Source organism: Flavobacterium sp. H4147 (assembly GCF_029360735.1).
GTDB lineage: Bacteria > Bacteroidota > Bacteroidia > Flavobacteriales > Flavobacteriaceae > Flavobacterium > Flavobacterium endoglycinae.
Map to the genome: position 1 here is coordinate 1,368,600 of NZ_JARKNB010000002.1, position 13,122 is coordinate 1,381,721.

The window sequence follows — 13,122 nt, forward strand, 5'->3', positions numbered from 1 at the left end:
CAGCTACAGTTTTCAGTCACAGTCACTGTTTGCAGTCTATACGCTGAATTTTTTAACACATAGAATCATAGTTTTCTTTATCTATAAAAAGGCATTTCATTTGTTTAAATAACATAGCTGGCTATGTGTGAGAAATGAATTTCTCTTTTCGATCTTTTTATTATTTTTTGGAAATTAAAACCTATGTTTCTATGTGTTTAATTTTTGAATTAAAGTTGAATTTTCAAATCTGAAAACTGCGACTGCGACTGCAAACTATTTATCAAGCGAACCTGCTTTAATGATGATCATTTTATCCAATTGAATGTATTTCTTAATCGCATCGTTTACCTGCTGTAAAGTTGCTTTTTCGATATCTTTCGGGTACTGGTCGATATAACTTGGCTCTAAACCTCTTTCGATAAAACTTAAAATCGTTCTTGCCATTCCGTTTGTGGTTGACATTCCTACTTTAAAACTTCCGATTAAGTTGGTTTTCTTGTTTTCTAATTCCTCAGCTGTGATTCCGTTTTTTACCCATTTATCCACCTGAAACATTGTGGCATCCAGACCTTTTTGGAATAAATTTGGGTTGAAAGAAGCATTTACAAACCAATAGCCTCCGGTTTCGATATTTCCTCCTAAACCAGAAGAAATACTATAGGTTAAACCATCATTATCGCGGACAGTCTGCATTAAACGTCCTGCGAAACCTGCTCCTAAAGTGTAATTTCCAATATAAAACGGAATGTAATCGGCGTCAGCTCTTTTTAAGCCGGTAAACTGCCCAATGTACAATTCTGCGCTTGGTTTTTCTGGAATCGTTATTACTTCTGTTTTTGCTGCTGCTTTTGAGGCTTCTTCAAATTTTAATTTTTCTGTAACACCGCCATTCCAATTTTTGAATGATTTTTTTAGAGAAGCATTTAAATCAGCTCCATCAGTGTCGCCCACAATTACCAAACGCATAGATGCTGTTCCAAAATATTTTTTGTGGAAAGCTTTTACTTCCTCTAAAGCTGCATTTTTGATATTCGCAATATTGTCTTCTACGCTCAAACTGTAACTTGGGTTTCCTTTCGGATAAATCGCCTGAGATAATGCAATGCTTCCTCTTTCGCCCGGATCGTTCAAATCCTGCTGTGTATTTCCAATAAACTGTTGTTTTAAGTTTTCAAATTCTTTGGCATCAAACAACGGATTTCTCAATTCTTCTGCCAATAAAGTAATTACCTGATCTAAGTCTTTTTTCAAACATTTAAATCCGATATTGATTTTAAAGGTTGAGGCATTTACGTTTATGTTTACACCTAATTTTTGCAGTTTTTCTGAAAATTTGAATTTATCATTTAATGTTGTTCCTTTTGACAGCATTGCTGCCGTTAACGCCGGAATAATGTCATTTTTAGTTTCGCTTGCATAATTTCCCAGCGAAATGCTTGCTGCAACGGTTACGAAATCTTTTGCAGAAGTTTTTACCGAAACCACATCAATTCCTACTACTTTTTCTCTTTTAAAAGCCGAAGCCGATTTACCGCTTAAAGTTTCTGGAGAAATTACTGCTGTTGCTGCGTTTTTTACTAAAGATGAAGCAGATGGTGCTTCTTCGTGAATATGTGCTTCTTCTGAATGTCTGTAATAAAACGGACCATTTTCTGGTCTGTAATTATTCGCTTTCGCTGAATCATTATTTTGAGAACCAGTTTGTTTCGGAATAAAATATCCTGTTGTGCTCTGGTCTTCAACCAGATATTTATTTGCTACGCGCAAAACATCTGCTGGAGTAACTTTTTTCAATCGGTCAACTCCTGTAATGTAATCTGTCCAGTCGCCAGCCGCAATCGATTCATTTAATGCCGATGCAATTACGCCAGAACCATCACGTGCTAAAATAGTCTGCGCACTAATTTTGGCCACAACTCTATTTACTTCGTCCTGTGTTACGCCTTCTTTCTGAATTTTAGCTACAACTTCGCTGATTTTAGCATCTATGTCTTCGTGTTTGGAAGATGCTGGAAAACCAACGCCAATTGTAAAAAGCCCAACTTCTTTAAAGTTTGTTGCACTGGCATACGAATAAATTCCTAAACGGGTGTCTACGAAAGTTTTATTTAAAATTGCTGAAGGGCCAACACCAATAATCTGAGCCAAAATGTTCAATGCTGGAAGGTCTTCATGTAAAGCACCTGGAATTTTATAGGCTTTGCTTACAACACCCAGTTCTCCTGGTTTTTTCACGATAATTTTACGTGCGCCATATTGCTGAGGCTCTTCTGTATAAGGCTGAGGCATAACGTTTGGCGCTTTTGTAATCTTCCCGAAATACTTTTCTATTAATTCAAAAACATTGTCTTTTTTGAAATCGCCAATTATGGTTAAAGTCGCATTGTCTGGCCAGTAATAAGTATTGTAAAAATTCTTTAAAACTTCAATCGGCGCGTTTTCAATATCCGATTTCCAGCCTATTGTAGAATGATGATACGGATGCGCAATATAAGCCGAAGCCCAGATTTCTTTATCTAATAAACTGTTCGGATTGTTTTCGCCTCTTTCAAACTCATTTCTTACAACCGTCATTTCTGCCTCTTTATCTTCTTTTAATAATAAAGAATTACGCATTCTATCGGCTTCGATTTGAAGTGCCAGTTCGATTTTATCACTTGGCAGTGTTTCAAAATAATTTGTACGATCGTACCAAGTTGTGGCATTTAACTGCGCTCCTGTATTTTGTAAAACATCAGTAATGGTGTTTCCATTTTTCTTATTGAAAGTGGGAGTTCCTTTAAACATTAAATGTTCCAAAAGGTGTGTTGATCCTGTGTTTCCTAATACTTCATGTTTAGAACCTACTCTATAAACAATCTGCACCGTTGCAACCGGCGAAGCGTTGTCCTGCAGCAGCAAAACATTCATGCCGTTTGGCTGATACAAATATTCCTCGATTCCGCCTAATTCCTTTATTTTCTTAAAGTTAACTGGTTTTTCTTGCGCTGACATTAAGGCGCAGAAAGCTAATGAGCAATAGCCCAGAAAGATGTATTTTTTCATTTTTTGAAAGATTTTTTTTTAGTCGCAGTCGCAGTTTTCAGTCTCAGTTTAACTGGAAACTGTGACTGTAACTGAATACTAAATTTATGATTTGCTGAAAATTTCTTTTAATTTAGATTGCAATTCCGCTTCTCTAAGGTTTTTAGCTACGATTTTTCCATCAGGTCCAATTAAGTAGTTGGTTGGAACCATTTTTACACAGTATAAAAGAGCTGCTTCATTCTGCCATCCTTTTAAATCAGAAACATGTGTCCAGGTTAAACCATCTTTTTCGATTGCTTTTTCCCAAAGTTTCTTTTTGTCGTCTAGAGAAACTCCTAAAACATCAAATCCTTTGTCATGATACGTTTTATAAGCCACGACTACGTTTGGATTTTCTTTTCGGCATGGACCGCACCAGCTTGCCCAGAAATCCACTAAAACATATTTCCCTTTATAATCGGATAGTTTTACTACTTTTCCGTTTATGTCAGTCTGAGAAAATTCAGGCGCTGCAACGCCAATTGCTGTTTTTTCGTTCAGATCGATTGAGGCTTTTAATTTTTTTCCGTAAAATGATTTCTGAATTTCTGGAGATAAAATTCCGTAATATTCTTTTACTTTTTCTGGAGTTCCGTAAGATACAATTCGGTCTTCAATTACTAATGCTCCTCCTAAATTGTCTTTGTTTTTTCTGATGAATTTATCTGTTAGATCATCCGCGAAAGCGCCAAGATCTTTCCATTTTTTATCCATCATGGTTTGCTGTTCTGGAGTTAATTTTACTTTTCCAGATTGTGTCAGCGAATCAGATAATTTGTAAATCGGACCCGCGATGGCTTGTATTTTTTTGAATTCGTTATCGTAATATGATTTGTAGAATCCGTTTTGAGTAGCTCCAGTTACTTTCGCTTTAAAAACAGAATCTTTTTTTGCTTCGATTGTAATGTCTTCATTGTCTAAAAGGAAATATGCTCCATATTCCTGCCCCTTAATTTTTAGCGTATGGAATAAAGGTTCGCCCGTTTTTCCGTTAAGAGTAAAGGTTCCTTCTTTTACCTCGGCTGAATCAATAATTTTTTTATCGCCTTTTTCGTCTGCATATTCTAGATAAACGATTCCTTTATCTAATCCTGCAATTTTCCCGTTGATAGTATATCCTTCTTTCTTTTCACACGAAGTAAATGCCGCTGCAATTGTTAATGCGAATAGGCTGGATTTTAAAATGGTACTTTTCATGTTATATTTTTTTTGTTGTTAGATTGCGATGTTTTTTTTAACACATAGAATCATAGATTATGCAAGCTTTAAAAAAGGCGTTTCACTTATTTTAAAAAACATAGCTTTTCTATGTGTGAGAAATAAATTTCTCTCTTTAGCTCTTTTTTATTTCCACCACATAAAAAAAGTATGTTTCTATGTGTTTAAAATTTTAAAGTCAGGTTTGGTTTAATATTGTCACTGAACACTAAAAATCTAAGATTTCATAAGTTCTTTCAGTTTCGCTTCCAATTCTGCACCTCTTAAATTATCGCTGATAATTACACCATTATTATCAACTAAATAGGTTGCTGGAATTGCTTTTACGTTAAACGCTTTACTTACTTTATCATCATCTAAAAGGTTATGCCACTGCATGTTTTCTTGGCCTAATGCTTTCTGCCACGCTTTTTCGTCTTTATCAATTGAAATACTTAAAATTTCAAATCCTTTTTCTGAATAAGCTGAGTATGCTGTTTTAAGATTTGGAATTTCTTTTCGGCATGGACCGCACCAAGAAGCCCAGAAATCAACCAAAATATATTTTTTCCCAGCTGTAATGTCTTTTGCGGCATATGATTTTCCGTCTTTGTCTTTTAAAGTAAAATTGGCAATGCTTGTTCCGATTAGGGATTTCGGATTCAAATCTTTATCTAAAATTTGTCCGTAGTAACTTTTCTTTGCCGTTTCAGAAAACTGATCGTACAATGGTTTTTGATCCGGGGTAAAATAGGTGAAGTTGGTCATCATAAAAAATGGTCCCCACCATGTTTCTTTATGTTTTGCAATAAGAGCCAATGTTGTTTTTTCTACTTTAGTAAAAAATGCTTTTTCTTTTGCTTCAAATACTTTCCATTGTTCTGTATTGTAAATTGAGTCTAAGTTTTTTTTATTTCCTTCTTTTCTGGCTTTGCCTACTTTGCTGCTCAATTCATCTATTCCAACATGATAGTCTTTGTAATCTTTGTCTAGATCTTCTTTAAAAGCAGTTTCTTTTTTATAATAATCATGTGATTTTGAACCTGTAATTGTTACGTCTTTAAATGTTATTCGTTCACTTTCCTGATCTGAAACTGTACCAGCCGCTGTTATTTTTATTTTTGAATTTTCGACCATTACAGAAATATTTCCTTTGCTTTTACCAAAGACAACATAAAAAAAACGAGGTTCATTTAATTTTCCCGAGAAAGAAAATTTACCCTCTTTTAATGTCGTTTCAGCAACTGGCAGTTCAGAAGAATGTGTTGCTCCTGGAATTAGTTTTACAGTTGTTCCGTCGGCTAAACCAGTGATGTTTCCTTCAATTGTATATGAAGAAGCCGCTGTTGAAGCGCTTTGTTTCTTTTGTGCCTGAACGTTTATAGAAACCATAAACAAACAAAGGCAAAATCCTACTATTTTATTTTGAATGACGTTCATTTTTTGATTGATATTTTTAGAAAAGCTTCCCTTTCGGTGTTTCTAATCAGGAAGCTTTTTAGTTATTATTTAGCTACATTTTGTGTGATTGTTCCGTTTCCTGGGTTCTTTATTGCCCCTTGTGGAAATGGCATCGTCCATAAATGAGAATCTGATTTTAATGTGTAAGCAGTTCCGTTTACCGTTTTGGTAAAACTTACTTTATAAATGCCTTCTGCATTTAAACGACGTGCATCTGCAAAAGGAATCAGCGTGTTAATAAGTTCATTCCTTTTTGTTCTGTAAATAGCGTTTAAAGCAGTTGTTTTATCAGTAGTTGCAATGTCTTGATAATATGAAGGAAGAATACGAGTTTTGCGAACTGTATTTAAAACAGCTAATGCCTCGCTAATTTGTCCTGCTCGAGCCAGACATTCGGCTTTAATTAGATAAACCTCAACAGTTGTGATTCCACCAAAGTTGAAAGCTCCCGATAGGGTTCTTCTGTAATAGGTTTCTGCTCCAACAGTATATATTTTCCAACGAGAAATAAAACGGGCATCTCCAGCTTCAAAACGTTGTGCACGCTCTATCGGAATACTGTTTTCTGTTGTTAAACTATTAAAAGTACCATGACGATACGTATAGTTTTCTACATAATTGTAGCCCATTGGCGATGTTGTGGTCGTATACGAATTTGGTACATCAATTATGGCTTTATTGGTATTGTAATATCCAATCCAGTCGTACAATTTATTGTTTTCTGCCAAGGCTAAATCGGCATATTTTAAAGCTTCTGTGTAGTTATTCATTTGAAGATAAACTCTTGAATAAAATGCGTAACCTGCACCTAAATTTGGGTGTAAAGGAGTTTGTGAAACTTTCAACAAATAAGGTAAAGCTTCTTTAACATCATTTAGTATAAAATCATACATTTCCTGAATTGTGACCTGCTTACTTGGTGCATTAATATTGGCACTTGTAATTAAAGGAACTGATAGTTTTGTTGAAGCTGTTGAAGCCACATACGTATCGGCATAAAAATTAACGAGATTAAAATAGTTCATGGCGCGCAATATTTTTGCTTCTGCCCAAACTACTCTTTTTTCTGCTTCAGTCGCTTTAGTGGTATTTAATGCATTTTCTATAATTAAATTAAAAGTCGAAATCCCGGCGTAACCTGAATAGTACGTTGTTTCATCTGAGACTTTCAATGCAATTCGGTCTGCATTTTCATCCCACAAATAAAGTGCATTATATAATCTATTACTTGATAAAGTGGCAATAGTTACATATTGGTCGTTTAATAGTTGCGAAGCTCCTGTAATGTCAACTCTATGATTGGTGTATTCGTCACGCAAAAACGCTTCATAATCTGCTAATGTCGTAGGTGATTTAAATCCTTTAGGGACATCGTCTAAATAATTTTCGCAAGAAGCAAAAGTTAATCCTAAAGCTAATAAACACGCTATTTTTTTATATATATTTTTCATCGTCTAGTTATTATAAATTAGAAATTAACATTTACACCAAAAACAAAGCTTGGAGATATAAAACCGCCCAGCATGTATTTGGCATCTCTACTTTTTGCAAATGTGTAGACATTTTCGGCGTTGAGATTGAAACGTACTCCGTCTAATTTTACTTTCTTAATAATTGAACTTGGCATTTGATACGCTAGCGAAATGTTACTTAATCTCACATTTGAAGCATCCAAAATATTAACATCGGCATACGAATAAATGGTACGGGAATCTGAATTAAATTCTGGTTCATATTCATAAACCGCTCTTGGCACATTTGTAAAGGCTTCGTCTCCAGGTTTCATCCATCTATCGGCAATATGATTGTTTACTACTGTAATATCTGTAACATAACCTCCCATTGCACCGTTGTAATTATTATTTAACATAGGCAGAAAGGTATTTCTAACTTTATGTCCTAACTCGTAAATGAAAAGTGCTGAAAGCGAAAAGTTTTTATAATTGGCAGAAGTATGGAAAGAACCGCTATGCATTGGAACTGTAGAACCAAAATCTTTAATAGCATTTATTTGTCCTGGATTGTATTTTACTGCTGTTCCTGATGCATCATAAACTTGAGGAACTCCTGTATTACTTAGTCCTGCCCATTTGTAACCATAAATGGTGTTATAACTTTTTCCTATTCTAGGAAACGCTTGCGAATAATCCAGCTGCAGGTAATAAACAGGTGCTTCTACATTTACATAATCTACTTCGTTTTTGTTGTAAGCATACAAAACCGAGGCATCCCAAGAGAATGAAGGTGTTTTGACAATAGTTCCTCTTAAACTCACTTCGACACCTTTGTTGGTCATTTCACCATTGTTTATGGTGTAAGTAGAATATCCCCAGCCTTCTGTTGGAATTCCTTGTGTGTTTGCTAATAAATCCTCTCCTTTTTTATTATACAAATCGACAGTTCCGCTTAATCTGCTTTTGAAGAATGAAAAATCTAAACCAATGTCTGTAGTAGTTGTTTTTTCCCAAGATAATTCTGGATTTGGTCTTTTACTTACCGTTCCTTGATTACCTCCTACATTTGAATTAGAATTGTAATACGCTGTTAAATACGGCGCAGAATCTTTGGCTATATTTCCGCCAATACCATAAGAAGCACGAAGTTTAATACCATCTACCCAAGCAACATCAAAAAATGATTCTTTATCGATGTTCCATCCTGCTCCTGCAGACCAAGTTGGTTTATTTTGGTATTTGCTGTCGGTTCCCCAAAGGTTTGAACGATCCCAGCGAACACTTCCAGAAAGAGAATATCTTCTGTCATAAGTATAACCTCCGGTACCATAAACTGAAACATAACGGTTTTGCAATTCTTTTTCTAATGAAAATTCGTTTTGTGACATGTAGCCGCTAAAAATTGTTCCATATACTTTTAGTAAATCGGCTTGATTTATTGGAGCAAAACCTAAAGTCTGTGCATCATAACCATAGCGGGTGTTATCGTTATATTCTTGTTTAGAATGACGAATTTCCATACCTGCAATTGCAGAAAAGTCATGTTTCTCTGCAAAAGTCTGATTGAAATTTAACTGCTGACGGAAATTATAAGCGTTAGAATACTGATTTGTTTCTTTAATGATATCTCCATAAGGCAAATTGTAAACAGCTTTATTATTAGCAATTGTGACCATACCATTTACTTTGCTTCTTACATAATACGAGTCTCTATCAAATAATTGACTAGCACGATCTGAACCAAATTCGTACTGAAACATGGCATTATAAGTAAAGGCGTTACTAAATTTAACATTAAACTTGGCGAAGGTTCTATTTAGGAAGTTCTTGCTTTCAATAAGATTTCTTTTAAATTCATCCATTGGCGTGATATCCATGTTATAAAGACCATAAGTCTGCATAGAATTAAGCGTGAAATTATTGTAGCGAGATGCTGCTGTAGAAACAAAGTTGGTTCCGTCGTTATTTACCAGCTGATTGTATGGTTGATATTTATAGCCTGGTCCTGTCGTAAAAGTAGGATTTGAAGCAAAGTAGCTCTGTGTATCTCCTTTTCCAAAATTGGTATAAGTTCCTAAATCCAGAGACAGCCAGCTGTTAATTTGTGTTGAGTTTTTCAAATTAATTCCTACCGACTGATTTTCAGAATATCTGTCTTCAAGCTGATTGTCTTTGTAAGTAATCGATGCATTAAAAGCATTAGTTCCAGTTGCTTTACCTAAACTAAGATTGTGCTGCATAAAATACTGGTCGCGTTTTGCGTATTTAGCAATATCATCAAAATACTTATACCCTTGCGAACCAAGTTGATCTAAACGACTGTTCATTTCTGCCATTGAAGTTTTTCCTGCATAACCATTTAAAATAGTCTGCATTCCTAAACTTGTATATACTGCATTATTTAGTAAAGATTGTGCATAAGTTGAGGCATTAGCCGTTTTCAAATTCGGATTTCCTTCTGCCCATCCTCTTTCTAAACCAATGATATCAGCCGAATCCGTAAGATTTCCGGTGTAATTTCGATACGGCGTTATCGTTAAATTGCTTGAAAAAGAAATATTTGTTTTTCCTGCTTTTGCTTTTTTGGTTGTAATGACTACCACTCCATTTGCGGCGCGGGCACCATAAATAGACGAAGCCGCGGCATCTTTTAAAACCGTAATTGTTTCAATATCTTCTAAGTTAAGATTAGGAAGACTTTCTTCGATAGTATTGTACGGAGTTAATCTTGTATTTTCAACAGGAAAACCATCAATAACATATAAAGGTGCTGTTACACCATTCATAGAGGTGGTTCCACGAATTCTTCCATCTTGATATCCAACAATACGTCCTTCTAAAATTTTATCTAAACTATTTAAACGCTGTTCTTGAAAATCTTTTGCTTTTAAACTAGAAAAAGATCCTGTTGCTTTTTCTTCTGTAATATCCTGATAACCTGTTTTTAAGACTAAGCCTTCCAATTCCTGCACGTCTTCTTTTAAAACAACATTAATAACGCTTCTTCCTTCCACCTTTATTTCTTGTCTTACGTATCCTAAATAAGAAAAAGCTAAAGTAGTTTCGCTGCTTACTGCAATAATCTGATATTCACCGTTAAAATCGGTATTTACACCTCTTCCAGAACCGTTGTCAGCAACTGCTGCTCCTACCAAAGGCATTCCTTTTTCATCTGTTACTCTACCTTTTACGATAAAATCTGCCACAGGTTTTTTCTCTTCGGGTTTTTCTGCAGAGATTTTTCTTGGCGTCAGAATAATATGGTTTCCAGATACTTTAAAATCAGTACTGGTATCATTAAAAATTTTGCTCAAAATAACTTCGATTGAAGTTTCGTATGCATTTACGTCGATTATTCGGTTCAAATCAACAGATCTTACGTTGTAGACAAATCGGTAGTCTGTAGTATATTCAAGTCTTTCAATCGCTTTGCCAACGGTCATATTGCTGGCATTAAAAGAAATCTTATTTTTTTGAGAATAAGTGGTTCCAGCATGCATTACAGTCAATGCAGTTAACAGAAATAATGTAGTCAATTTCATTTTCAAATCAAATTTCAAAAAAGGCTTATCAAACCTGATTCTGTTCAAGAGTTTTTTCATACTTTTAAAATGTTTTTTAATGTTGGTTGGTTAATTAACTGACCGCATATACTCTACCGGGAAATGTTGGCGCATTTTCCGGTTTTTTTATAACGATCCTTTTCATTTTTGGATTTTTGCTACATAGGCGGAGGTATTTTTTGATTTTAGATTTCTGATTTTAGATTTTAGATTTGGTACACTCGACATCAGCCGATATTTTTAATTCTCAATTCTTAATTTTTAATTTTTAATTATTCATCGTGTCAATTCACCATCTACTTAATAGTGATTTTATCTCGGTCAATATTGTAATCAATAGCATAACTGTCGCTGAAATATTTTAAGACTACTTCGATAGGTTCGTTGTCAAAACGGGCATTGAAAATCTCTCTTCCAAGTGTTTTATTTTTATTGATGAAAGTTACATTATAGCGGCGTTCGAGTTTTTTAATGATATCGTCAAACGATGCATTTTTGAACACTAAACTTCCTTTAACCCAATCAGTATAGTAATCCGTATTGACCTGTTCGGTTTTAATTTCGCTCTCGCCTTTCTGGGTCGAACCTTTCAAACCTGGTGTTAAATAAATCTGATTTTGATTTATTTTTTGCCCTTTATAAAGCGAAACTTTACCTTCCACCAGCACCACATCTGTACTGCTATTATTGCTATAGGAATCTACATTGAATTTAGTTCCTAAAACCTCAACATTCATTTCCTGCGTGTTTACAGTAAATGGATGAGCTTTGTCTTTGCTGACATTAAAATACGCCTCGCCTGTAAGATATACTTCTCTGTTTTTGTTTTTGACAAATTGAACGGGATATCGCAATGAGGTTCCAGCATTTAAATGCACCACTGTTCCATCTGATAATTGTACTTCAAATCTTTTACCATACGGAATTTTTAAGGTGTTGTATACCAATTCTCCTTTGGCAAAAGCCGTATTATAAACCAGCCTGTTTTTTTCCTGTTTGCCAATGATATTCCCATCTTTATCTGTAATATTTTTTTCTTCAGAAATATCAATCGTTTCAGATGTACCGTTGCCTAATTGTAAAACAATTTCATCAACTCTTGGAACAATAACATTTTTCTTTACCTGATCTGATGAAGCATTTTTATAGAAATAAAATCCGCCCAAAGCCACAATCAAAATCGCTGCATATTTATAATAAGATGAAAATCTTCTTTTATAAAAAACATTATTTTCCTTTGCAATTCTCTCAGAAAGCTGTTTTCTAACTTCAGTTGAATCAAAAGTGTTCAAAGCTGTATCAATTGCATAATTGGTTTTTACAAAATCATTAAATACAATTTGATTTTCTTCTTCTTTTAACCACATCGTTAACTGCTCAATTTCTTCTTGAGAAGCTTGATTTGTGATAAATTTAACAATTAGTCGCTCTGACTTTTTTACTGTCATTTTAGTTATTTTTAATATTATTACGAAGCCAAAAAACAAAACCCTAACAATTTGATAAAGTTTTTTTCATTTTAGTGATTTTTTTATTTTTCACAAGTCTTTTCTTTCAATAAAACTCGACTAGTTTAGTAGAAATTATAAATCAAAAGATTTATATTTGCATTTTCTCATTTTTTATTTGTAATAATTTTCAAATAGAAATACCAAAAAGAGGTTCGTTTTGGGCAAATTCGGTTCAGTTTTCGACCTCAAAAACTATTAATTTATATATTTGTTTTTATGAAAATGGATGATTACAGCGATAATATTATTCTAATTGAGTCTCTACGAAATGGAGATGAAACCGCTTACACGTATCTTATCGACACTTATCATCATAAACTTTGTGTGTATGCTAACAGCTTGGTTAAGAATGTTTACAGCGCCGAAGATATTGTGCAGAATGTTTTTATCAAAGTTTGGGAACATCGCACCAGATTAAAAGAAAATCATTCTTTAAAAAGTTTTCTTTACAAACTCGTTTACAACGAATTTATTGATTTGTATCGTAAAAATCAGTCTTTGTTTTCTCTTGAAAAATCGTATTACGATGCTTTAAACGGAATTGTTCAGGAAGAAGATTCTGAAGCATTTCAAAGAGTTTTGAATGCCGTGAATAAAGAAATTCAAAACCTGCCCCCAAAATGCAAAGAGGTTTTTATTTTAAGCAAAAAAGAAGGTTTAACCAATATCGAAATCGCAGAACATTTGGATGTTTCGATAAAAACAGTTGAAGCACAGATTACAAAAGCTTTTTCTATTTTGCGTACGACTTTGGAAGAAAAGATAAGAAGTGTTTTATTTCTTTTATTTTCAAATAAGAAGTTTAATTTCACCGATATGAATTTACAAACAAAAAGCAGAGAAAAAGTGAAACAGCATTTTTGTCATTGAGCTATACACCTTTTCTAC

Annotated in this window: 7 protein-coding genes; 1 reads left to right on the forward strand and 6 read right to left on the reverse strand. The window is 34.1% G+C overall.

The window, feature by feature from the left end:
* Positions 1–255 precede the first annotated feature (255 nt).
* From P2W75_RS13790 to P2W75_RS13815, 6 genes are all read right to left on the reverse strand, one after another.
* Complete coding sequence (locus P2W75_RS13790; RefSeq protein ID WP_276380891.1) at positions 256–3,027, reverse strand: pitrilysin family protein; 2,772 nt, start codon at positions 3,025–3,027, stop codon at positions 256–258.
* A gap of 84 nt (positions 3,028–3,111) precedes the next feature.
* Positions 3,112–4,245 carry a TlpA disulfide reductase family protein gene (locus tag P2W75_RS13795; protein WP_276380892.1) on the reverse strand — a complete coding sequence of 378 codons (1,134 nt, stop codon included), beginning with the start codon at positions 4,243–4,245 and terminating at the stop codon, positions 3,112–3,114.
* Positions 4,246–4,482: 237 nt separating this feature from the next.
* Positions 4,483–5,685 carry a TlpA disulfide reductase family protein gene (locus P2W75_RS13800; protein ID WP_276380893.1) on the reverse strand — a complete coding sequence of 401 codons (1,203 nt, stop codon included), beginning with the start codon at positions 5,683–5,685 and terminating at the stop codon, positions 4,483–4,485.
* A gap of 65 nt (positions 5,686–5,750) precedes the next feature.
* Positions 5,751–7,157 carry a RagB/SusD family nutrient uptake outer membrane protein gene (locus P2W75_RS13805; protein WP_276380894.1) on the reverse strand — a complete coding sequence of 469 codons (1,407 nt, stop codon included), beginning with the start codon at positions 7,155–7,157 and terminating at the stop codon, positions 5,751–5,753.
* A gap of 17 nt (positions 7,158–7,174) precedes the next feature.
* Positions 7,175–10,762, reverse strand: coding sequence for a SusC/RagA family TonB-linked outer membrane protein (locus tag P2W75_RS13810; protein WP_276380895.1), 3,588 nt, complete (start codon positions 10,760–10,762; stop codon positions 7,175–7,177).
* Between the two features lie 257 nt (positions 10,763–11,019).
* Positions 11,020–12,171: a FecR family protein gene (locus tag P2W75_RS13815; protein WP_276380896.1), complete on the reverse strand. Its 1,152-nt coding sequence runs from the start codon at positions 12,169–12,171 to the stop codon at positions 11,020–11,022.
* Positions 12,172–12,450: 279 nt separating this feature from the next.
* On the opposite strand from P2W75_RS13815, the gene P2W75_RS13820 reads away from it, so the two are divergent.
* Positions 12,451–13,104: an RNA polymerase sigma factor gene (locus P2W75_RS13820; protein WP_276380897.1), complete on the forward strand. Its 654-nt coding sequence runs from the start codon at positions 12,451–12,453 to the stop codon at positions 13,102–13,104.
* The last annotated feature ends 18 nt before the right edge of the window (positions 13,105–13,122 follow it).